Origin of the sequence: Candidatus Accumulibacter similis, from assembly GCA_013347225.1 — a bacterium.
Taxonomy (GTDB): Bacteria; Pseudomonadota; Gammaproteobacteria; order Burkholderiales; family Rhodocyclaceae; genus Accumulibacter; species Accumulibacter similis.
This window is the reverse complement of record CP054595.1, coordinates 984,546-1,006,776: the sequence shown is the minus strand read 5'-3', so window position 1 is coordinate 1,006,776 and position 22,231 is coordinate 984,546. Positions and strand designations below refer to the sequence as shown.

Genomic DNA, 22,231 nt, shown 5'->3' with positions numbered 1-22,231 from the left:
CGCCACGACGGCGGGCCCGCAGGAACGTGGGCGCCAGCACCCGGGCGGCGCGCGCGTCCTGCCGGCGCTGACCTCTTCACCGCGCCCAGTACTGCGGGTCGCCGAACGTCCTCTTGACATGGTCGATGAACAGGCGGACACGCAAGGGAAGATGTCGCCACTGCGGAAAGACGGCGTAGATGCCCACCGCCGGCGCCGCATAGTCGTCCAGAACGGAAACCAAGTCCCCCCGCCGCAGATCGTCGCCCACCTCCCACATCGAGCGCCATGCCAAGCCCTTGCCGGCCCGCGCCCATTCGTGCAGGACGGCGCCATCGTTGCACTCGAAGCTGCCGGCAACCTTGTGGTTCGTCACCTCGCCAGCGGGCGTCTGCCGCAACGCCCAGCCACGCTGCTGACCCAGTGAAAGACAGTTGTGTCGCGCAAGATCGGCGGGGGTGACCGGAATCCCGTGCCTTGCGAGATATGACGGGCTGGCGACGACCAGCCGCCTCATCTCGCCAAGCTTGCTCACCGCCAGGCTCGAATCGGCCATCTCGCCGATGCGCACGGCACAGTCAACGCCCTCGTTCAGCAGGTCGACGAGCCGATCGGTGAGATCGAGGCGAACGCTGACCTCCGGATTTGCCCGCATGAACGCCGCCACCTGCGGCGCGACGTGGCGCCTCCCGAAGCCGGCTGGCGCCGACACCCGCAGATGGCCGCTGGCCTGAACGCCGCCGAGTGACACCGCCGCCTCGGCGTTCGCCAGATCGTTGAGAATCCGCTGGCAATCTTCGAGAAAGGCCTGCCCTTCGAAGGTCAGCGACAGCCTGCGTGTAGTGCGCAGCAGCAGCTTGACGCCAAGACGGGCTTCAAGGGCATCGAGGCGCCGCCCGATCACCGCCGGCGTCACCGCCTCTATCCGCGCGGCGGCCGACAGGCTGCCGCGCGTCGTCGCATTGACGAAAGCTTCGATTTGCTTGAGATGGTCCATCGGTCAATTCAATACCAGAAGTAAAAAATACTTTGATTTCGTTCGATCTTATCTTTCTTCAGCGCGTCGAATAGAATTCGTGCATTGCATCATAACCCATCGACAGGAGCCGCCAAATGAGCCTCGATCTGCCCGCCGGAATGCAAGTCAACGCCCCGATCAGACCCGGATACGAAACCATCCTCACCCGCGATGCGCTGGCACTGGTGGCCAAGTTGCACCGGACCTTCGAAGGCCGCCGGCAGGAGTTGCTGCAGGCACGGCGTGACCGCCAGGCGCGGATCGATGCGGGCGAGATGCCGGACTTTCTCCCGGAAACGAGGCACATCCGCGAGGGCGACTGGAAGATCGCGCCGCTGCCGGCGGCCCTCGCATGTCGCCGGACCGAGATTACCGGCCCGGTGGAAGCGAAGATGATCATCAACGCCTACAATTCGGGCGCCGATTCGTACATGACCGACTTCGAGGACTCCAACAGTCCGAACTGGGACAATCAGGTGCAGGGACAGCTCAACCTCTTCAAGGCGATCCGCCGCCAACTGTCCTTCACCAACGAGGCCGGCAAGGAGTACGCGCTCAGCGAGAAGATCGCCACCCTGCAGATCCGCCCACGTGGCTGGCACCTCGACGAGAAGCACGTAACCGTCGATGGACAGCGGGTCTCCGGCGGCATCTTCGACTTTGGCCTGGTCTTCTTCCACAACGCCCGCGAGCAGATCGCGCGTGGTGCCGGCCCCTTCTACTACCTGCCGAAGATGGAGTCGCACCTCGAGGCACGTCTGTGGAACGACATCTTCATCCTCGCCCAGGAGCACATCGGTCTGGCGAGGGGAACCATCAAGGCAACGGTTCTCGTCGAGACGATCCTTGCCACCTTCGAAATGGAAGAAATCCTCTACGAACTCCGCGAGCACTCGGCGGGACTCAACGCCGGCCGCTGGGACTACATCTTCTCCTGCATCAAGAAGTTCAAGAAGAACCCGGACTTCTGTCTCGCCAATCGCAGCGCGATCACGATGGAAGTCCCCTTCATGCGCAGCTACGCGCTGCAACTGGTGAAGATCTGCCACAAGCGCGGGGCGCCCGCGATGGGCGGAATGAGTGCGTTGATTCCGATCAAGAATGATCCGGTGGCCAACGAGAAAGCCCTCGCCGGCATCCGCCACGACAAGACGCGCGACGCCAACGACGGCTTCGACGGTGGCTGGGTTGCACACCCCGGACTGGTCTCCATCGCCGCCGAGGAGTTTCGCAAGGTGCTCGGAGACCGACCGAACCAATGGGAAAAGCAGCGCGACGAGAACTTCACGGCCGCCGACTTCCTCGATTTCCAACCCTCGCAACCGATCACCGAAGCCGGTTTGCGCAACAACATCAACGTCGGCATCCATTACCTCGGCAGCTGGCTGGCTGGCAATGGCTGTGTGCCGATCCACAACCTGATGGAAGACGCAGCGACGGCGGAGATCTCACGTTCGCAGGTGTGGCAGTGGGTCGTTTCCCCCAAAGGAGTCCTCGACGACGGGCGCAAGGTAACCGCCGAGATGGTGCGCGGAATGATCGCCGAGGAACTGGTCAAGGTGAAAGCCACCGTCAGCGCCCAGGGAGAGGACACCGCCACCTACGATCAGGCGGCCGTCATCTTCGACCGGATGTCGCTGACCCCCGACTACCCGGAGTTCCTGACACTGCCGCTCTACGAAGCAATGGACTAGTCAGCTGCATGGCCGGGCCGGCGAGCCTGCACCTGCCGGGCCCTAGCCGTTCGCCGCAACTCCGGCCGCGAAGGGTGGGGCCGCATCGCGGCCCCACCCTCCTCCTTCCTGGGTCGGCGCCAAGCGGCGCCTCCAGGCTCGACGCTGGAAGCTCTCAGGATTTGGCGCCCAGGGCACGGGCGCGCAAGGCGCTCAGCTCGAGGGCAGCGGCATCGGTGGCTTCGCGCGTCGGCCAGCCCTGCAGATGGCTGGCTGCCAAGTCGGCCAGCGCGCGGATCCAGTCATCCCGTTCGTTGAGGCATGGAATGTAGTGGTACTCCTTGCCGCCGGCGCGCAGGAACTCGCTCCTGCCTTCGATGGCCATTTCTTCGAGCGTCTCGAGGCAGTCCGCCGTGAACCCGGGACAGATCACATCGACCCGCTGCACGCCCTCCTTGCCCAACGCGCGCAGGCTCGCCGAAGTGTAGGGCTGCAGCCATTCGGTGCGACCGAAGCGCGACTGAAAGCAGACCAGATGCCCGTCCTTGCCGAGACCAAGCGCTTCGGCAAGCAGGCGAGCGGTCTTGTGGCATTCGCAGTGATAGGGATCGCCCCTGTCGAGGCTGTAGCGAGGCAGCCCGTGAAAGCTCATCAGCAGACGATACGAGGCGACCGGATGGCCGTTGGCGGCCCAGTGCTCGCGGACGCTGGCGGCGAGCGCAGCGATGTAGCCCGGGTGGTCAGCGAAACTTCGGATGCTGCGTATTTCCGGCTGGTTGCGCAGCGCGCGCAGCCAGCCGGCAACGGCGTCGACCGCGCTCGCCGTCGTACTGGCCGCGTACTGCGGATACAGCGGCAGCAGGAGTATGCGGCTGCAGCCCTCGGCCTTGAGGCGCGACAGCGTTGCCGGGATCGACGGCTGTCCGTAGCGCATGGCGTAGTCGACCACGACGCGGTGCCCGGCCTGACCGAGAAACCCGCGCAGCAGGGTTGCCTGGCGCGCAACATGGACCTTCAGCGGCGACCCTTCGCCCGTCCACACGGCCGCGTACTTCTCGGCCGAGCGCCCCGGGCGAGTGTTGAGAACGATTCCGTTCAGGATCAGCCACCACAACGGCCGCGGAATCTCCACCACGCGCGGGTCGGCGAGGAATTCCCCGAGATAGCGCCGCACCGCCGCCTTCGTCGGCGCTTCCGGCGTCCCCAGGTTGATCAGCAGGATGGCGGTCAGTGGCGGCGAACCGTGGCGGTACCCAGGTTCGGCGAGATAGCGTGGCATCAGCAGTTGGCCTGGTAGGTGAGCGCCGACGAGAGCAGCTTGGCGGTGATGTCCACGATCGGTATCACACGTTCGTAGGCCATCCGCGTTGGGCCGATGACGCCTACCGAGCCGACCACCTCGCCATCGACCTCATAGGGCGCGGTGACGACGCTGCATTCGTCCAGCGGGGCCAGACCGGACTCGCCGCCTATGAAAATCTGCACACCGTCCGCGCGCTGCGAGAGGTCGAGCAGCTGCATCAGCGCGGTCCGCTGTTCGAAGAGGTCAAACAACTCGCGCAACCGCTTCATGTTCGATGAGAACTCTTCGACTTCGAGCAGGTTGCGCTCGCCGGAGATCACATAACGCTCACCCGGGCCCCGTATCACCTCGTCGCCGGCCGTCAGCGCGGCGGCCATCAGCGCCTGCAGGTCGCCGCGCAATTCCTTCAGTTCATCACGCACGCGTGAATGGATGTGCTCGAAGTCGTGCCCGACGAAATGCTGATTCAGGTAGTTGGTCGCGGTGACCAGCTCCGATGGGGCGTACGCACGGTTGGTGAAAAGCAGGCGATTCTGTACGTCGCCGTCGGCCGTCACCAGAATCAGCAGGACGCGCCGCTCGGACAGGCTGACGAACTCCATCTGGCGAATCCGCAACGTCAGACGACGCGGTGTCATGACGATGCCTGCGAAGTGGGTCAACCCGGAGAGCAGGTGTGAGGCATTGCTGATCAGTTGTCGCGGTTGCATCGGCGCCAACTGCCCCTCGATGGCCTGCAGCTTGTCCCGGTCCAGCGGCTTCACGGTCAACAGGCTATCGACAAAGAAGCGGTAGCCGCGTGCCGTCGGCACCCGGCCCGCTGAAGTGTGCGGGCTGGCGATGAGACCGATGTCTTCGAGATCGGCCATCACGTTACGAACGGTCGCGGCCGACAGCTCAAGGCCGGAATAGCGCGACAGCGCTCGCGACCCGACCGGCTGACCTTCGGCAATGTAACGTTCGATCAGTGTCTTGAGCAGTGTTCGTGCGCGATCATCGAGCATGGTCTGGATTCTACAAAAAAATGCTGCGGACGCGGTGCGCCGCGGAAACAAGTCGAATTGTGGTTTAATTCGGGCCCATGACCAATGCCTTTCCGCAAGCTTCGGCCGACGACGCAGCGCCACCGCGAACGATCGCGCTGGTGGGAAAGTACCACAGTCCGGAGATCGCCGAGTCAATCCGCTTGCTGGCACGCTACCTGCACGAGCGCGGCATCACCGTCCTGATCGAAGAGGAAACCGCCGGCAACGTCGTTTCCCATCTGGCGCTGGGAAGCTGGGCGAGCGGCAACTTTCCCTGGCTCGGAGCGCATTCCGATCTGGCGATTGTCGTTGGTGGGGACGGAACCATGCTCAATGCTGCCAGGCAACTGGCGCGTTATCGCGTGCCGCTGGTCGGCGTCAACCAGGGGCGCCTGGGCTTCATGACCGATATCGCCCGCACCGAGATGCTGTCGTGCATGGACGACCTGCTGGACGGCAGGTTCATCCCCGAGACGCGCATGCTGCTAGATGCCGAAGTCAGTCGCCAAGGGCGCAGCATTGTCTGCAACCTGGCACTGAACGATGTCGTCGTCGACAAGGGCGCGATCGGGCGGATGATCGAGTTCGAGCTCTTCATCGATGGCGAGTTCATCTATCACCTGCGCTCGGACGGACTGATCGTCGCCACTTCGACCGGCTCAACGGCCTATGCCCTGTCGGCCAACGGGCCCATCCTGCATCCGGGAGTGGCGGCGATCGCACTCGTGCCGCTCTGCCCGCACGCACTGACCAACCGGCCAATACTCGTCGGTGACCGCAACGAGATCGAAATCCGCATCGTCTACGCAACCGACTCACGCGCCCACTTCGACGGGCAGGTGACAGCCGACCTGAAGAACGGTGATGCCGTTCGTATTCGACGATCGGAGTACTCGATCACCTTGCTGCACCCACCGGCCTACAGTTATTTCGCGATGCTCCGCCAGAAGCTGCACTGGAGCGAGCGGCCGAAGGAACACTAGGGCGGCAACGGAACGGGAATGCCATGCTCTGTCGTCTGACGATCCGCGACTTCGTACTCGTTGACCGCCTGGAACTCGACCTGCAGCCGGGCTTCGGAACACTGACCGGCGAAACGGGTGCCGGCAAGTCGATTCTGGTCGACGCGCTCGCCTTCGCCCTCGGCGAGCGCGCCGACGCCGGTTTGATTCGTGCCGGCTGCGACCGCGCCGAAGTCACCGCCGAATTCGACCTCGCGGCCGCACCCGAGGCCTCAGCCTGGCTACTGGCACACGATCTCGACACCAAGGGAGGCCTGCTGCTGCGGCGTGTGGTCGACAACAACGGTCGTTCGCGTGCCTACCTGAATGGGTCGCCGGTGACGGTGCAACAACTGCGCGAGGTGGCTGAATCGCTGGTAGACATCCATGGCCAGCACGCGCATCAGTCGCTCCTGCGCAGCGATGCGCAGCGTGCCTTGCTCGACGGGCATTCCCGGCTCGAGTCTCTGCAGGCGGAAGTGTCCGCCGCCTGGCGCAACTGGCGAACGGCACGGGCGACCCTGGCAGCCGCGAGCGAGGATCTCGAGGCGCTGGCGCACGAAAGGGAACAGCTTGAGTGGCAAGTTCGTGAATTGCAGACGCTGGCCTTCTGCAACGACGAATGGACGCTTCTGAACCAGGAACACAAGCGCCTCGCACATGCCGCAAGCCTCGTCGAGGGCGCCCAGTTCGCCTTGCAGGCGCTGGCCGAAGGTGATGCCGCCTGCGACGCACGACTGGCGGCGGTGAGCCATCGACTCGACGACCTTTCAGAGTTTGACGAGGCGATCGCCGAAGTGGCATCTCTGGTGCGGTCCGCCCAGGCCGAACTTGGCGAAGCGATCTCGGCGCTGCGCCGCTACGGCGGCCGCGTGGATCTGGATCCACGACGCCTGGGCGAGGTCGAGCGGCGGCTCGATGCCGTTCTCGGGTGCGCGCGGAAGTTCCGCTGTGCCCCCGAGGACCTGCCCGATCTCCTGAAACGCTGGCTCGACAGGCTGGCAGTGCTGGGCGAGGCCGCCGACATCGATGGCCTGGCGACGCGCGCCGCTGCCGCACGCGCCACTTATGAAGAGCTTGCCGGGCAGCTTTCCGCCGGCCGCCAGGCCGCAGCACGCCAACTCGGCAGCGAAGTCAGCCTGGTGATGCGGCAGCTAGCCCTCGGCGGCGGACGATTCGAAGTGGCTTTGCTGCCGGTCGAGGGAGGCAACGCCAATGGCCTCGAGCAAGTCGAATTTCGCATCGCCGGCCTGGCCGGCAGCGAAGCGCGCGCACTCGCCAAGGTCGCCTCCGGCGGCGAGATTTCGCGCATCAGCCTGGCGATTCAGGTCGTCACCAGCCAAGCGGCAAGCGTACCGACCCTGATCTTCGACGAGGTTGACGTCGGCATCGGTGGTGGCGTCGCCGAAGTGGTCGGCCGCCTGCTGCGCGAACTGGGAAATCAACGGCAGGTGCTGTGCGTGACCCACCTGCCCCAAGTGGCGGCGCGCGCCCACTGGCAGTGGCAAGTCAGCAAGGAAGTGGAGCGGCAACAGTTGCGCAGCCGGGTCGTCGTGCTCGATGGCGAGGCAAGGGTCGAGGAAATCGCCCGCATGCTCGGTGGCATCGAGATCACGCCAGTCACCCGCCAGCATGCCCGCGAGATGCTGGTCATCGGCTCGCCAGATGGCTAGCCGCCTAGGTCGCAGCCTGGTCGTCCGCAGACGACTTGGCAGCCGCTTTCTTGAGTTTGTTTTTTGCCGCCTTCCTGAGGGCCTTGAACTGGTCCGGATCCTCGGCCTTAAGGTACTCGACGACCTCGAAGTCCTCGCGCTTGATGCGCTGGATGTCGATCTGCTCGACATGCACCAGGCGCAAGAGCTCGCGTACCGGCTTGGGCATGTTGCGACCGCTCTCGTAGCGCGACCCGCCGCTCTGTGTAACGCCGATCTTCGACCAGAACTGCTGCTGATTCATCCCCAGCCTGCGACGAATCTCGCGCGGATCGACCCGCTCAACGACCTTGACGGTGCTCATGACAGTCCTTTCTTGCTATTGGTTGACGCCTGGCAACAGGCTCCCCGACCCCCTGCCGTAACTGCATACCATATGGATGGGATGACGCACGCCACACTATAAGGATTTCGTCCGCAATTGCAAGCAGCATTCAGGCAGCAGATCCAGCAGTTGCCCATTGTCGGCATTGACGCCGGCCCTTTTGCTGCCAGGGCTGGCCTTGCCCTAGAATGGAGGCCTTTTGGCACTGTTCAACAGGATTTCGAATGGCATTGATCGTACAGAAATTCGGCGGCACGTCGGTCGGTTCGACGGAACGCATCAAGAATGTCGCCAAGCGTGTGGCACGCTGGCGCGCGCAGGGACACGACATCATTCTGGTTCCATCGGCGATGGCCGGGGAGACCAATCGGCTGCTGGCTCTGGCAAAGGAGGTCTCCCCGTCGCCAGACCCGCGCGAACTCGACGTCATCGCTTCCACCGGAGAACAGGTGACGATCGCCCTGCTGGCCATGGCGATGCACGGGGAAGGAATCAAGGCGAAAAGTTTCACCGGTTCGCAGGTCGGCGTCCTGACCGACAGCACCTTCACCAAGGCGCGCATCCTGAAGATCGACCAGGGCCGGATCCGCAAGGCCTTGGCCGATGGCAACGTCGTCGTCGTCGCCGGTTTTCAGGGTGCCGATGAGGATGGCAACATCACGACGCTGGGTCGCGGCGGATCCGACACCTCGGCGGTCGCTCTGGCGGCGGCGATGAAGGCCGACGAGTGCCAGATCTATACCGACGTGGATGGCGTGTATACGACCGACCCGCGCGTCGTCCCGGAAGCCCGGAAGCTGGACACGATCACCTTCGAGGAAATGCTCGAAATGGCCAGTCTCGGATCGAAGGTGCTGCAAATCCGCTCGGTGGAGTTCGCCGGCAAGTACAAAGTCAAACTTCGTGTCCTTTCCAGCTTTGAAGACGAGGGCGAAGGAACGCTGATCACTGTTGAGGAAAAGGGCCATATGGAACAACCGATCATCTCCGGCATTGCTTTCAACCGCGACGAAGCCAAACTGACCGTCCTCGGCGTTCCGGACCGCCCGGGAATCGCCTACCAGATCCTCGGACCGATCGCCGACGCCAACATTGACGTCGACATGATCATCCAGAACATCGGTCGTGACGGGACCACCGACTTCTCCTTCACCGTCAATCGCAACGACTTCAGCAAGTCACTAAAGATTCTTGAGGGCGTCAAGGAGAAGATTGGGGCACGCGATGTCAACGGCGACGCGACGACATGCAAGGTTTCAGCTGTCGGGGTGGGCATGCGCTCGCACCCCGGAGTCGCCAGCAGGATGTTCGCTGCGCTGGCGAAGGAGAACATCAACCTGCAGATGATTTCGACCTCGGAGATCAAGATTTCGGTGGTGATCGAGGAGAAGTACCTGGAACTTGCCGTGCGCGTACTGCACAAGGCCTTCGGTCTCGAGAAGCCCCCGAAGTCGAAGTTGGGTTTGACCGGTCGCGGTGAAACCGATATCATCACGCCGTCCTAGGAGACGTGGCCGAGAGGTCGAAGGCACTCCCCTGCTAAGGGAGCATGCGGGCATAAACCTGCATCAAGGGTTCGAATCCCTTCGTCTCCGCCAGGACACCGGCCGCAACCTCTCTGCAGCAACCACGAAGACCCCGCTCAACGCCATGTTTTGCGGGGTTTTTCGTTTGAACCTCCTGACTTCGCCTACCCGACAAATGTCATATTCTGGCTCTTAGGGGCCATTTCTCTTGAAAGCTCCTGACTTCGTAAATTTGGTACGGATTTTTCAAGTGATTGTTTTCGCTTGACAATTCATTGGCGGTCGGCGGATTTCGCGATGGCGTGTGCTCTGGTTTTCGTCAGGGATGCCAACGCGAAAGAAGCTCATCCAGTGGGCCCCCGTAATGGGATAATGGCTGCCGCACAAGAACAACAATGGCGAAAAATGGCGCAGAAGCAGACAGTTACCGTCGAGCAACTGGAATCCCACCTCTGGGAGTCCGCCAACATCCTGCGCGGCCCAGTGGATGCGGCGGACTTCAAGACCTACATCTTCCCGCTGCTGTTCTTCAAGCGCATCTGCGATGTCTGGGATGAGGAATACCAAGAGATCGTCGATGAGACGGGCGACGAGCAACTGGCCTGGTTCCCCGAGTCGCACCGGTTTCAGATCCCGCAGGAGTGCCACTGGGTGGATGTCCGCGACAAGCCGACCAACGTCGGCGCAGCCCTGCAGCACGCGATGCGCGAGATCGAGAAGGCCAACCCGGACACACTCTACGGCGTGTTCGGTGACGCGCAGTGGACGAACAAGGAACGGCTGTCCGACGCGCTGCTCAAGGACCTGATCGAGCATTTTTCCGCGCTCCCGCTCGGCAACCACAACGTTGCGTCCGACTTGGTTGGCGACGCCTACGAATACCTGATCAAGAAGTTCGCCGACGCCACCAACAAGAAGGCCGGCGAGTTCTACACCCCGCGCAGCGTCGTGCGGCTGATGATCGACATGCTCGATCCCAAGGAAGCCGAGACCATCTACGACCCCGCCTGTGGCACCGGGGGCATGCTGCTGGCCGCCGTGCAGCACGTGAAGGACAAGCACGGCGACGTCAAGCGGCTGTGGGGCAAGCTGTACGGGCAGGAGAAGAACCTCACCACTTCGTCCATCGCACGGATGAACCTGTTCCTCCACGGCATCGAGGACTTCCAGGTGGTGCGCGGCGACACACTGCGCAACCCGGCCTTCTTCGAGGGCGACCGGCTGGCCACCTTCGACTGCGTGATCGCCAATCCGCCGTTCTCGCTGGAAAAGTGGGGCGAGGATCTGTGGACGAGCGACCCGTTCGGCCGCAACTTTGCCGGTCTGCCGCCCTCGTTCAGCGGTGACTTCGCCTGGGTGCAGCACATGGTCAAGTCCATGGCCGACGTGAGCGGCCGGATGGCCGTGGTGCTGCCCCAGGGCGCCCTGTTCCGCAAAGGCGTGGAAGGCAGCATCCGGCAGAAGCTGCTGGAGATGGACCTGATCGAGGCAGTGATCGGGCTGGCACCCAACCTCTTCTACGGCACCGGCCTGGCCGCGAGCATCCTGGTCCTGCGCAAGCGCAAGCCGGTCAAGCACAAGAAGAATGTGCTGATCGCCGATGCGTCGCGCCTGTTCCGCCGCGGACGCGCGCAGAACTATCTTGAGCCCGAGCACGCCGGCGAGATCCTCGGCTGGTATCGCTGCTTTGCCGATGTGCAGGACGCGGCCCGGGTGGTCAGCCTCGACGAGATCAAGGCCGAGGACTGGACGCTGAACATCTCGCGCTACGTCCTGCCGCCGCTACAGGACGACATCCCGCCTCTGCCGGACGCCATCGCGGCGTTCAAGGAGGCGCTGACCCGCTGCCGCGAAGCCGAAGAGCGCCTCGCGCAGGTCATGACCGAAGGGGGATGGCTGCAGTGAGTCACCCAAGCAAACGCATCACCCAGCAGGAGCTGGAGAGCTATCTGTGGGGCGCCGCCGTGCTGCTGCGCGGCTTGATCGACGCGGGCGACTACAAGCAGTTCATCTTTCCGCTGCTGTTCTACAAGCGCGTCTCAGATGTCTGGGACGAGGAATATCAAGCGGCACTGGCCAACTCAGGCGGCGACTTCTCCTACGCGCAGTTCGCGGAGAACCACCGGTTCCAGATCCCGGAGGGTGCGCACTGGAATGATGTGCGCCAGACCCCGAAGAACGTCGGTGCGGCCATCCAGAAGGCCATGCGCGCCATTGAGACCGCCAACCCGGATCTGCTCGACGGCATCTTCGGCGACGCCCCCTGGACCAACCGCGAACGCCTGCCCGACGAAACGCTGAAGAACCTGATCGAGCACTTCTCGACGCAGACGCTGTCGGTGGCCAACGTGCCCGAGGACGAGCTCGGCAACGCCTACGAGTACCTGATCAAGAAGTTTGCGGACGACTCCGGCCACACGGCGGCCGAGTTCTACACCAACCGCACCGTCGTCCACCTGATGACGCAGCTTCTGGCGCCGCAGGCCGGCGAGTCGATCTACGACCCCACCTGCGGCACCGGCGGCATGTTGATCTCGGCGCTGGACGAAGTGAAGCGCTCGGGCGGTGAGTACCGCACGCTCAAGCTCTACGGGCAGGAGCGCAACCTCATCACCTCGTCGATCGCGCGGATGAACCTGTTCCTGCACGGCGTGGAGGACTTCGAGATCATCCGCGGCGACACCCTGGCCGACCCCAAGCACATCAAGGGCGACCGTCTGCGCCAGTTCGATGTGATCCTGGCCAACCCGCCGTACTCCATCAAGCAATGGAACCGCGAGGCGTGGAGCAGTGACAAGTGGGGGCGCAACTCGCTGGGCACGCCGCCGCAGGGCCGCGCCGACTATGCGTTCCAGCAGCACATCCTGACCAGCCTCACCGCCAAGGGGCGCTGCGCCGTGCTCTGGCCGCATGGCGTGCTGTTCCGCAACGAGGAACTGGCCATGCGCACCAAGATGGTCGAGCAAGACTGGGTGGAGGCCATCATCGGCCTGGGGCCCAACCTGTTCTACAACTCCCCGATGGAGTCGTGCATCGTCATCTGCAACCGCAAGAAGACGGCTGCACGCAAGGGCAAGGTGATCTTCATCGACGCGGTGAACGAGGTCACCCGTGAGCGGGCGCAGAGCTTCCTCACACCCGCGCACCAGCAGCGCATCCTGGCTGCCTACAACGCGTTTGCAGATGTGCCCGGTTTCACCAAGGTCGCCACGCTGGTCGAGATTGGCGCCAACTCGGCCAATCTGTCGATCCCGCTGTACGTGAAGCGTATCGCTGCAGCCGTCGCCACCGACAGCAATGGCGATGCGGTATCGCTGCGCTCGGGCTGGGCGCAGTGGCAGCACGACGGCCGTGCCTTCTGGCAGCAGATGGACGCGTTGGTGGAAACGCTGGACGGTCTGATTGCGGAGGACGTCGAGCGTGTCTGACAACAAGACCTTGAAGCCGGGCTGGAAGATCTGGCGCTTCGATCAGATGACGACCAACGTCAATGTGCGGATCGACAACCCATCCGAGTCCGGGATGGAACACTACGTAGGCCTGGAACATCTCGAATCAGACTCGCTGAAGATTCGCCGCTGGGGCACGCCGGACGATGTGGAAGCCACAAAGCTGGTGTTCAAGAAGGGCGACATCATCTTTGGCCGCCGCCGGGCGTACCAGCGGAAGCTCGGTGTTGCTGAATTCGACGGGATCTGTTCAGCACACGCGATGGTGCTCCGCGCTAAGCCCGACGTCGTGCTGCCCGAGTTTCTTCCGTTCTTCATGCAGAGTGATCTGTTTATGAATCGGGCGGTGGAGATTTCGGTGGGGTCACTTTCGCCGACGATCAACTGGAAAACGATGGCGGTCCAAGAGTTCGCGCTGCCCCACTCAAACGTGCAACGCGAAATCGTTCAGGTCCTGTCAGCCGCGCGCGAGTGCGGCGAGGCATATAGGGCAGCCGAGGATGCGCTGAAAGCGTTCCTGCTCTCCAGGACTGACGAGTTGTTTTCTGGTCCAATAGACGACGCAGCGAAGTTACAGACCATCGGCGACATCGCCGAAGTCCAATATGGGCTAACGATAAACGCCAAGCGTCGAACAATTGAGAAGCAGTTGCCGTACTTGCGTGTGGCAAATGTCCAGCGCTTCCACATCGATCAGTCTGATGTGAAAGAAGTGGGCGTGGATAGCAGGGACGACGGGTGCGCACTTCGGAAGTACGACATCCTTGTAGTCGAGGGGCATGCGGATATTGATGACCTGGGTAGAGCAGCAATCTGGGAAGAGCAGCTCCCAGTCTGCTTACACCAGAATCATCTGATCCGAATTCGCTGTCACCCTGATGTTGATCCGTTTTACGTATTGGAATACGTCAACTCTCCGGCAGGGCGGGCCTACTTTCGGGGAAGGGGCAAGAGCACGAGTGGTCTCAACACACTGAACTCGACAGTTGTGCGTGAGATGCCGATTCGAGTCCCACCGCCCGCTATTCAAATGTCGATCGCGAACGAGCTTAGAGAAACTCGGCGATGCCTGACGGCGATTGCCGAAAGGAGGGCGCAGCACGCCAATGTCTCGGGGCGGCTAAGAGATCAGGTCTTTGAAGGGTCACAAGGATGAGTGCCTTTACGGAGTCGAACACGGTCGAAGCCTACGTGCGCGACCTGCTTGCCGGCCCGATCAATGCGATACCGGCGAACACAGTCCAGGAACCCTTGTCCAGCTACGGTCCTAGCCCCAAGGGCATGGGGTGGCGCTACGCAGCTCCCGCTGACGTACCGCGCCAGATTCAGGAAGTCCTCGTCGTACCCTGGCTGCGCGACGCGCTGATTCGTCTGAACCCGGAGATCGCCGCCGAACCCGATCGGGCCGATGAGGTGCTCTACAAGCTGCGCGCCATCGCGCTGTCGGTGCGCTCGGACGGCCTGATCCGCGCCAACGAGGAGATGACCGCCTGGATGCGGGGCGAGCGCTCCATGCCCTTCGGCGCGAACAACGAGCATGTGCCAGTGCGGCTGATCGACCTGGACGACCCGAAGCAGAACCAGTACGTCGTCACCCAGCAGTTCGTCCACCGCGTAGGGCCCACCGAGCGCCGGGCCGATCTGGTGCTGCTGGTCAACGGTCTGCCGCTGGTTCTGATCGAGGCCAAGACGCCGGTCAAGAAGTGCATCAGTTGGGTCGATGGCGCGGTGCAGGTGCACGACGACTACGAGAAGTTCGTTCCCGAGCTCTTCGTCTGCAACGTGTTCTCGGTGGCCACCGAAGGCAAGGCCTACCACTACGGGTCGATCGGCCTGCCGGTCAAGGACTGGGGGCCGTGGCACCTGGACGGCAATGGCGAAGACGGCCAGCACCACCCGCTGAAGGCCCTCAAGCTCTCAGCCGAGAGCATGTTGCGCCCGCATGTGGTGCTGGACATCCTCGGCAGCTTCACCCTGTTCGCCACGGACAAGAAGAAGCGCCGCATCAAGATCATCTGCCGCTACCAGCAGTACGAGGCGGCCAACAAGATCGTCGAGCGGGTGCTGGCGGGCCAACCGAGGAAGGGCCTGATCTGGCACTTTCAGGGCTCGGGCAAGTCGCTGCTGATGGTGTTTGCCGCGCAGAAGCTGCGCATGCATGCCGGCCTGAAGAACCCCACCGTGCTGATCGTGGTGGACCGGATCGATCTCGACGGCCAGATCACCGGCACCTTCACAGGGGCGGACATACCCAACCTGGAGAAGGCCGACAGCCGCGAGAAGCTGCAGCAGTTGCTGGCGCAGGACGTGCGCAAGATCATCATCACGACGATCTTCAAATTTGGCGAGGCCAGCGGGGCGCTGAACACGCGCAGCAACATCATCGCGCTGGTGGACGAGGCCCACCGAACGCAGGAAGGCGATCTGGGCCGCAAGATGCGCGAGGCTCTGCCCAACGCGTTCTTGTTCGGCCTGACGGGCACGCCGATCAACCGGGCCGACCGCAACACCTTCTACGCCTTCGGCGCCGACGAAGACGAGAAGGGCTACATGAGCCGCTACGGCTTCGAGGAGTCGATCCGCGACGGTGCGACGCTGAAGCTGCACTTCGAGCCCCGGCTGATCGACCTGCACATCGACAAGGCTGCGTTGGACGCCGCCTACAAGGACCTGACCGGCGGCCTGTCGGATCTGGACAAGGACAACCTGGCCAAGACCGCCGCCAAGATGGCCGTGCTGGTCAAGACGCCCGAGCGCATCCGCAAGGTGTGCGAGGACATCGTCGAGCATTTCCAGACCAAGGTGGAGCCCAACGGCTTCAAGGGCCAGATCGTCACCTTCGACCGCGAGTCCTGCCTGCTGTTCAAGGCCGAGCTGGACAAGCTGCTGCCGCCCGAGGCCACGGCCATCGTGATGTCGGTGCAGCCGTCCGACAAGAAGGACCATCCGGAGTACGCGAAGTACGACCGCACCCGTGACGAAGAGGAACGGCTGCTGGACCGCTTCCGCGACCCGGCCGACCCGCTGAAGCTGATCATCGTCACGGCCAAGCTGCTGACGGGCTTCGACGCGCCCATCCTGCAGGCGATGTACCTGGACAAGCCCTTGCGGGACCACACGTTGCTGCAGGCGATCTGCCGTGTGAACCGCACCTACTCCGAGCAGAAGACCCACGGCCTGATCGTGGATTACCTGGGCATCTTCGACGACGTAGCGGCGGCACTGGAGTTCGACGACCAGAGCGTGAAGCAGGTGGTCAGCAACATCCAGGAACTGAAGGACAGGCTGCCCGAAGCGATGCAGAAATGCCTGGCGTTCTTCCAGGGCTGCGACCGCGCGCTGCAGGGCTACGAGGGCCTGATCGCAGCGCAGCAGTGCCTGCCGGACAACGAGGTGCGAGACAACTTCGCCGCCGAGTTCAGCGTGCTCAACAAGATCTGGGAAGCGCTGTCTCCGGACACGGTACTGGGGCCCTTCGAGACAGACTACAAGTGGCTGTCGCAGGTCTACCAGTCGGTGCAGCCTTCCAGCGGGCTCGGCAAGCTTATCTGGCATTCACTGGGCGCCAAGACCATCGAGCTGATCCATCAGAACGTGCATGTCGATGCCGTGCGTGACGATCTGGATACGCTGGTGCTCGACGCTGATCTGCTGGAGGCCGTGCTCTCGAACCCCGACCCGAAGAAGGTCACGGAAATCGAGATCAAGCTGAACCGGCGGCTGCGGAAGCACGCGGGCAACCCGAAGTTCAAGCAGTTGTCGGAACGGCTGGATGCGCTGAAGGATCGCTTCGAGGCCGGCCAGATCAACAGCGTGCAGTTCCTGAAGGAGCTGCTGCAGATCGCCAAGGAAACGTTGCAGGCCGAGAAGGAAACGCCGCCCGAGGAGGACGAGGATCGCGGCAAAGCCGCTCTGACCGAACTCTTCGATGCAGTGAAGACCGCCGAGACTCCGATCATCGTCGAACGCGTGGTCGCCGACATCGACGAAATCGTGCGGCTGGTCCGCTTCCCCGGCTGGCAGGGCACGCTCTCCGGTGAACGGGAAATCAAGAAGGCCCTCCGAAAGGCGCTGTTCAAGTATAAGCTGCACGCCGACGAGGAACTGTTCGACAAGGCATTTGGCTACATCCGGCAGTACTATTGAGGCATCGCGATGCCCTCAAGCATGTTCCCACTCCTTTTATCCCATCGAGACGAGAGCCCCCAGGCAAGAAATGACTGAAACAGAGCAAGCGCCACACCTGTCCCCACTCGCCCAGTCGGTCACGCGAGATGACAAGACGGTTCGAATCGAGATTTACGAAGACGGCGAAGGTGGCTGGATTCTGGAAGTGGTCGATCACCATGGGAACTCCACCGTTTGGGATGACTCGTTTCCAAACGACCGCGAGGCGCTGGACGAAGCGCTGAACACCATCGAGGAGGATGGGATTGATTCGGTGATTGGTCCACCAGCGGGCGCTCAGGAAGCGAAGGATCTTGAACAGCCCCTATCCCGCGCCGAACTCAACGAACTCGACGAGTTTCTGGCCGACGAGTCCATCGCGGACACGGCAATGGACGTCTCGACGCTGGAAGGTTTCCTGACCGCGATTGTGATCGGCCCACGCACCGTACACGCATCGGAGTGGCTACCGTGGTTGTGGGACATGCACGAAGGCCAGGCAGAGGTCCGGTTCGCGAACAGGGAACAAGCCGATCGAATCATATCGCTGGTTGTGCGGCAGTACAACACGGTGGTCCAGACGTTCCTCGATGACCCGGCGTCCTTCGAACCTCTTTTCACTCTCCGCAATCAATGGGGTGCGGCCGAGTGGTGCGAGGGCTTCATTATTGGTTTTCAGTTCAGCGACGAGGCGTGGAGCTTGCTCGCTGTTGGCGAACCGACCTGGTTCACCCCTTTCCTGCGTTTGGGCACCGACGACGGCCTCGATATGACCAGGAAACGCGGTGACGCCGAGAGGTGGATGAACGAAGTCACAGCATCGCTCGTAAACATCCACGCCTACTGGAAAGCCAGGCGTGTCGGCCGGCCTGACGGAGTCGTGCCGCACGAATATCGCCTGGGTGGGCAGAAAGATATTGCGCCGGTAGTCCGCGGCGGGCCAAAGGTCGGCCGCAACGATCCCTGTCCTTGTGGCAGTGGAAAGAAGTTCAAGAAGTGCTGCGGAGCGGTTGACGCTACGGGCACTTTGCATTGAGGTGAAGACGCTACTCCGGTTGGATGTTGTGACGGCCACCCAGCATTCTGGTCACGTCCGCGCTGAAATTTCCGAACAGGTCTGAGAAATGGGAAGGGCAAGCAGAAGGAAAGCGGCCAATCGCTCGCGGGGCGTCGTGACCGCGGTTCGCCATGCCTGACGCGACCCCCGCCGAACTCGACCGCCTCGCTGGCCTCGTTGAACGTGTCACCTTCCACAACGAGCAGAACGGCTTCTGTGTGCTTCGCCTGAAGGTGAAGGGTGAGCGAGAACTGATCACTCTGATCGGCCACACTCCCATCGTTTCCCCCGGTGAATACGCTTCCGCTTCCGGGACCTGGGTCACTGATCGCGAGCATGGCCGCCAGTTTCGCGCCGTGTTCGTCCGGATCTCACCGCCGACCACCCTGGCCGGGATCGAACGCTACCTTGGATCGGGTATGGTCAAGGGAATCGGGCCGATTTACGCCGGCAAACTGGTGAAGTCCTTCGGCGCCGCCGTTTTCGATGTGATCGAGCAATCCCCCGAACGTCTTCGTGAAATTCCGGGTATCGGCGAAGTCCGTGCCAGAAAGATCACGTCCGGCTGGGCCGACCAGAAGATCATTCGCAGCATCATGGTCTTTCTGCACGCGCATGGCGTCTCGACCTCTCGTGCGGTGCGCATCTTCAAGACCTACGGGCAGGGTGCCATTGAGATCGTTCGCGAGAATCCCTACCGCTTGGCCCAGGACATTCGCGGCATCGGCTTCCTGTCGGCCGACACGATTGCCCAGAAGATCGGCATCGCCAAGGATTCTCCGCTACGCGCCCAGGCCGGCATTTCCTATGCCCTCACCGAAGCCTCCGCACAGGGCCACTGCGGTCTACCGTATGCCGAACTGGTCCCCTTGGCGGTGAAACTGCTCGACATTCCGGAATCCATCATCGAAACCGCCATTGCTCAGGAAATCACCGACGAGGTATTGTTCCCCGATACCGTCGAAGGTCAGCCCTGCGTGTTCCTGGCGCCTCTGTACTACGCCGAACAGTCGATTGCCGCCCAAATCCGGCGCCTCAAGACCGGGGCATCGACATTGCCTGGTTTCGATGCCGACAAGGCGATTCCGTGGGTCGAACAGAAACTCTCCATTCAGTTGGCCGACAGCCAGAAGGAAGCCATTCGGCTCGCGCTGTCTTCGAAAATCCTGGTGATCACTGGCGGACCCGGCGTCGGCAAGACCACCCTGGTCAATTCGATTCTGACCATCATGACCGTCAAGGGCGTCAAGCCGCTGCTGTGTGCGCCCACCGGACGGGCGGCCAAGCGCCTAGCCGAATCGACAGGTCTCGAAGCCAAGACCATCCATCGCTTGCTGGAAGTCAATCCGCTCAATGGCCAGTTCAAGCGCAATGCGGACAATCCCCTCGAATGTGATCTCCTGGTTGCCGACGAATGTTCAATGATCGACGTGCCGCTGGCGAACCAGCTTCTCAAGGCGGTCGCTACCTCCACGGCGATGATCCTCGTAGGCGACGTGGATCAACTGCCCTCGGTCGGTCCCGGTCAATTCCTGACCGATCTCATCGACTCGGGCGCCGTGCCCGTCATCCGGCTCACAGAAGTGTTCCGTCAGGCAGCGACCTCCCGCATCGTGCGTAGCGCCCATCAGATCAACCAGGGTGTTTTCCCCAGCCTGCCGAATAGAGGAGAAGCCTCGGATTTCTACCTCGTCGCCGCCGAGGAACCGGACGTGATCGCGCAGACCGTGGTCGATCTGGTAGGAACGCGCCTGCCACGCAAGTTCCACGTCGATCCGGTTCGCGACATTCAGGTGCTTTGCCCGATGAACCGGGGAATCACCGGCGCCCGAGGCATCAATCAGGCACTGCAGCAGGCTCTGAATCCGCCTGGCGAGCAAAGTGTCGATAAGTTCGGCAACCGCTTCAGCGTTGGCGACAAGGTGATGCAGATCGAGAACAACTACGACCGGGATGTCTTCAATGGCGACATCGGCTTCGTGACTGGCATCGATCGCGATGAAGAGGAACTCACCGTAACGTTCGACGGCCGGGTGGTCACCTATCCGTTTGGCGAACTCGACGAGTTGGTTCTCTGCTACGCAACGACGATCCACAAGTCGCAGGGCTCGGAGTACCCGGTAGTGGTCATTCCAATCTCGACCCAGCATTACATGATGCTCAAGCGTAACTTGATCTATACGGGCATCACGCGTGGCAAGCGGCTGGTGGTGCTCGTCGGCCAGAAGAAGGCGTTGGCCATGGCGGTCAAGGGAAAGCAGGTGGAAGGGCGCTGGTCGAAACTGAAAGAACGTCTCTTCCCCGCAGGCAGGCCGTGACGCCGTCCGGGATTTCGCGGGTATCCTGCAGTCCGCCACCGGAAGCCGCCACACCAGGTCGCTTGCGGTCGGCTGGTCAGGACCGTTTCTCCTGGAGAATCGCCACATTTTCCTTCGCAAGCGGGCTGCAGGTCTTCGCGACAATGCTCAGATCAAGCGCGTCATTGACAACCCTGGCGACGAACTCGTCCGCTCTCACGGATCGCCCTCGTAGCGTCAGCCCGAAGAGGATGTCGGCTGCCTCGACTCGCAATCCGTCAGGATCGGCCACACCTTGTGCCGCAGCAGCCAGCGGATTCCACTTGGCCAAAACGCTTGCGACGGCATCTACCCGCTCTTCGTTCATGGCGTCCACTCCTGCCGATCGCGCCCGGCTTCTACCCTCTCTCGTAGTTCCTTCCCCGGCGTGAAGTGCGGCAGCCATTTCGCCGGTACCGACACGGTCTCGCCGGTGCTCGGATTGCGTCCAGTTCGCGCCGGCCTGTGGTTCAGGGCGAAGGTGCCGAACCCGCGAATTTCGATCCGACCTCCCCGCGCCAGCGCCTCGCTCATCCCCTCCAGGATGGCTTTGGCCGAGAGTTCAGCATCTTTGGCGGTGAGTTGCGGAAACTGTGCAGCCAGCCGGGTGATGAGTTCGGAACGGGTCATGCCGCAATTCTACTCAGCGCGTAACCAAGCGGGCCGGTCAGCGCCCCCGGGCTCGTCCGACTGCTGGGTCAAGGAGAGGATTTATGGGGTGGGGCGACTGCCTTTGAGAAGGCTACAAAGTCCGCTAGGCGTGATGCGATGGTTTCAACGGGGTCACCCTTGCGAAGTTGCACGTATATTGCGCCGCCCAAGTCTGCTGGCATCTTTGCAGGTCCCTCGCGAACGATCAAACAGCGCTCGGCCCCCTTTGAACTCACGAAGTACCCGGCCTCAAATACAACGTTGTCTCGAGGGGCTGCACCACCTTCCGATCCCTCAAGTGGATCGTCCTCCGTGAAGAGGAACACGCCGCTGGAACAACGGGAACGCGCCGCTTCAATCTCATTGAGTATCGAAGTTCCTAGCCTGAAGTCGAGCGCCCAGTTGAGCACGGTCGCGCCTGACTTCTCAAGGTGCAATTGAATTTGTGCTGCTGTTGCCTGGCTCTTGCTGCAATATCCAAGAAAGACATCGTAATGGTCTTCCACATCCTGCGTCCATCGGTCAAACGGCTTCAGAAAGTCCGGCGTGTTCAACCAGCCAGGATCTAGGCTCGAAGGTAACTTGACAATTCGCGCACCCAAGGCCGGCCGCAGCGCTCCACGGTCAGACACAGCCTTCTCTTTCAGGACAAGCAGCGGTCGGTCGGTTGCGATGGCGGTTGCGATGTGTAGCTGCGCAAACTCAGTCGGCAGAATTGCCTCATCCCCCTTTTCCTCAGTACGCCTTGCCTTCCACTGCGCAAAGGCGACAACCAACACTCCGTGGAGCTGACGCACGGCGGCCGTGTGCTCGTCCAATCGTCCCAGCTTGTCGATGTCAAAAAGCCGAAGCTGCCTCTGTTGAATGACGCCCTCCAGCCGTCGCAGGAAGTCCGTCTGAGCGCGTGACAGGTGTCGCGGATACGGTGAACTCAACAGGATGGTGTGGATTGAGTGCATGATCCCTCCGTTGAGGGCTGTTCAGAAGTCGCTAACGAATGGCGTTTTCC

Annotated in this window: 16 protein-coding genes, 1 tRNA gene and 1 pseudogene; 11 read left to right on the top strand and 7 right to left on the bottom strand. The window is 62.3% G+C overall.

Annotated elements, in window-relative coordinates; genetic code table 11:
• Window positions 1–76: 76 nt before the first annotated feature.
• Window positions 77–976, bottom strand: coding sequence for a LysR family transcriptional regulator (locus HT579_04550; protein QKS28266.1), 900 nt, complete (start codon window positions 974–976; stop codon window positions 77–79).
• Between the two features lie 116 nt (window positions 977–1,092).
• On the opposite strand from HT579_04550, the gene HT579_04545 reads away from it, so the two are divergent.
• Window positions 1,093–2,691, top strand: a complete 1,599-nt coding sequence (locus HT579_04545; GenBank protein QKS28265.1) for a malate synthase A — start codon at window positions 1,093–1,095, stop codon at window positions 2,689–2,691.
• Window positions 2,692–2,845: 154 nt separating this feature from the next.
• Here HT579_04545 and HT579_04540 read toward each other — a convergent pair whose 3' ends face one another.
• Both HT579_04540 and hrcA read right to left on the bottom strand, forming a co-directional pair.
• Window positions 2,846–3,949 (bottom strand): ferrochelatase, encoded by a 1,104-nt coding sequence (locus HT579_04540; GenBank protein QKS28264.1) that lies wholly within the window; start codon window positions 3,947–3,949, stop codon window positions 2,846–2,848.
• Entirely contained in the window at window positions 3,949–4,977 is a 1,029-nt protein-coding gene (gene hrcA / locus HT579_04535) for a heat-inducible transcriptional repressor HrcA (protein ID QKS31500.1), read from the bottom strand. Before hrcA ends, HT579_04540 begins: the two co-directional genes overlap by 1 nt.
• A gap of 77 nt (window positions 4,978–5,054) precedes the next feature.
• Here hrcA and HT579_04530 point away from each other — a divergent pair, with 77 nt between their 5' ends.
• Window positions 5,055–5,981, top strand: a complete 927-nt coding sequence (locus HT579_04530; protein QKS28263.1) for an NAD kinase — start codon at window positions 5,055–5,057, stop codon at window positions 5,979–5,981.
• Window positions 5,982–6,004: 23 nt separating this feature from the next.
• Window positions 6,005–7,672 carry a DNA repair protein RecN gene (gene recN, locus HT579_04525; protein QKS28262.1) on the top strand — a complete coding sequence of 556 codons (1,668 nt, stop codon included), beginning with the start codon at window positions 6,005–6,007 and terminating at the stop codon, window positions 7,670–7,672.
• 4 nt (window positions 7,673–7,676) lie between these two features.
• On the opposite strand, the gene HT579_04520 is transcribed toward recN, so the two are convergent.
• Entirely contained in the window at window positions 7,677–8,015 is a 339-nt protein-coding gene (locus HT579_04520) for a helix-turn-helix transcriptional regulator (protein ID QKS28261.1), read from the bottom strand.
• Window positions 8,016–8,260: 245 nt separating this feature from the next.
• Between HT579_04520 and HT579_04515 the strand changes: the two genes are divergently transcribed.
• From HT579_04515 to HT579_04480, 8 genes and pseudogenes are all read left to right on the top strand, one after another.
• A complete protein-coding gene (locus tag HT579_04515) occupies window positions 8,261–9,541 on the top strand; it encodes an aspartate kinase (protein QKS28260.1) in 1,281 nt (426 codons plus the stop codon).
• Window positions 9,541–9,634, top strand: a tRNA-Ser gene (locus tag HT579_04510). Before HT579_04515 ends, HT579_04510 begins: the two co-directional genes overlap by 1 nt.
• Window positions 9,635–9,967: 333 nt before the next feature.
• Window positions 9,968–11,467 (top strand): SAM-dependent DNA methyltransferase, encoded by a 1,500-nt coding sequence (locus tag HT579_04505; GenBank protein ID QKS28259.1) that lies wholly within the window; start codon window positions 9,968–9,970, stop codon window positions 11,465–11,467.
• Window positions 11,455–12,990 (top strand): SAM-dependent DNA methyltransferase, encoded by a 1,536-nt coding sequence (locus tag HT579_04500; GenBank protein ID QKS28258.1) that lies wholly within the window; start codon window positions 11,455–11,457, stop codon window positions 12,988–12,990. The genes HT579_04505 and HT579_04500 overlap by 13 nt, the downstream gene beginning before the upstream one ends.
• 46 nt (window positions 12,991–13,036) lie before the next feature.
• Window positions 13,037–13,525 (top strand): annotated as a pseudogene (locus tag HT579_04495) (restriction endonuclease subunit S).
• Between the two features lie 638 nt (window positions 13,526–14,163).
• Window positions 14,164–17,157, top strand: coding sequence for an HsdR family type I site-specific deoxyribonuclease (locus tag HT579_04490; protein QKS28257.1), 2,994 nt, complete (start codon window positions 14,164–14,166; stop codon window positions 17,155–17,157).
• A 70-nt stretch (window positions 17,158–17,227) separates the two neighbouring features.
• Complete coding sequence (locus HT579_04485; protein QKS28256.1) at window positions 17,228–18,214, top strand: UPF0149 family protein; 987 nt, start codon at window positions 17,228–17,230, stop codon at window positions 18,212–18,214.
• A 152-nt stretch (window positions 18,215–18,366) separates the two neighbouring features.
• Window positions 18,367–20,553 carry an ATP-dependent RecD-like DNA helicase gene (locus tag HT579_04480; protein ID QKS28255.1) on the top strand — a complete coding sequence of 729 codons (2,187 nt, stop codon included), beginning with the start codon at window positions 18,367–18,369 and terminating at the stop codon, window positions 20,551–20,553.
• A 76-nt stretch (window positions 20,554–20,629) separates the two neighbouring features.
• On the opposite strand, the gene HT579_04475 is transcribed toward HT579_04480, so the two are convergent.
• From HT579_04475 to HT579_04465, 3 genes are all read right to left on the bottom strand, one after another.
• Complete coding sequence (locus tag HT579_04475) at window positions 20,630–20,899, bottom strand: hypothetical protein (GenBank protein ID QKS28254.1); 270 nt, start codon at window positions 20,897–20,899, stop codon at window positions 20,630–20,632.
• Complete coding sequence (locus HT579_04470) at window positions 20,896–21,201, bottom strand: integration host factor subunit beta (GenBank protein QKS28253.1); 306 nt, start codon at window positions 21,199–21,201, stop codon at window positions 20,896–20,898. The genes HT579_04475 and HT579_04470 overlap by 4 nt, the downstream gene beginning before the upstream one ends.
• A 68-nt stretch (window positions 21,202–21,269) precedes the next feature.
• Window positions 21,270–22,181: a nucleotide-binding protein gene (locus tag HT579_04465; protein ID QKS28252.1), complete on the bottom strand. Its 912-nt coding sequence runs from the start codon at window positions 22,179–22,181 to the stop codon at window positions 21,270–21,272.
• Between the last annotated feature and the right edge of the window lie 50 nt (window positions 22,182–22,231).

Excerpts from the sequence above, each read along its gene's own strand:
- HT579_04550 (QKS28266.1), bottom strand. The coding sequence starts at position 976 with ATGGACCATCTCAAGCAAATCGAAGCTTTCGTCAATGCGACGACGCGC.
- HT579_04545 (QKS28265.1), top strand. The coding sequence starts at position 1,093 with ATGAGCCTCGATCTGCCCGCCGGAATGCAAGTCAACGCCCCGATCAGA.
- HT579_04540 (QKS28264.1), bottom strand. The coding sequence starts at position 3,949 with ATGCCACGCTATCTCGCCGAACCTGGGTACCGCCACGGTTCGCCGCCA.
- hrcA (QKS31500.1), bottom strand. The coding sequence starts at position 4,977 with ATGCTCGATGATCGCGCACGAACACTGCTCAAGACACTGATCGAACGT.
- HT579_04530 (QKS28263.1), top strand. The coding sequence starts at position 5,055 with ATGACCAATGCCTTTCCGCAAGCTTCGGCCGACGACGCAGCGCCACCG.
- recN (QKS28262.1), top strand. The coding sequence starts at position 6,005 with ATGCTCTGTCGTCTGACGATCCGCGACTTCGTACTCGTTGACCGCCTG.
- HT579_04520 (QKS28261.1), bottom strand. The coding sequence starts at position 8,015 with ATGAGCACCGTCAAGGTCGTTGAGCGGGTCGATCCGCGCGAGATTCGT.
- HT579_04515 (QKS28260.1), top strand. The coding sequence starts at position 8,261 with ATGGCATTGATCGTACAGAAATTCGGCGGCACGTCGGTCGGTTCGACG.
- HT579_04505 (QKS28259.1), top strand. The coding sequence starts at position 9,968 with ATGGCGCAGAAGCAGACAGTTACCGTCGAGCAACTGGAATCCCACCTC.
- HT579_04500 (QKS28258.1), top strand. The coding sequence starts at position 11,455 with ATGGCTGCAGTGAGTCACCCAAGCAAACGCATCACCCAGCAGGAGCTG.
- HT579_04490 (QKS28257.1), top strand. The coding sequence starts at position 14,164 with ATGAGTGCCTTTACGGAGTCGAACACGGTCGAAGCCTACGTGCGCGAC.
- HT579_04485 (QKS28256.1), top strand. The coding sequence starts at position 17,228 with ATGACTGAAACAGAGCAAGCGCCACACCTGTCCCCACTCGCCCAGTCG.
- HT579_04480 (QKS28255.1), top strand. The coding sequence starts at position 18,367 with ATGCCTGACGCGACCCCCGCCGAACTCGACCGCCTCGCTGGCCTCGTT.
- HT579_04475 (QKS28254.1), bottom strand. The coding sequence starts at position 20,899 with ATGAACGAAGAGCGGGTAGATGCCGTCGCAAGCGTTTTGGCCAAGTGG.
- HT579_04470 (QKS28253.1), bottom strand. The coding sequence starts at position 21,201 with ATGACCCGTTCCGAACTCATCACCCGGCTGGCTGCACAGTTTCCGCAA.
- HT579_04465 (QKS28252.1), bottom strand. The coding sequence starts at position 22,181 with ATGCACTCAATCCACACCATCCTGTTGAGTTCACCGTATCCGCGACAC.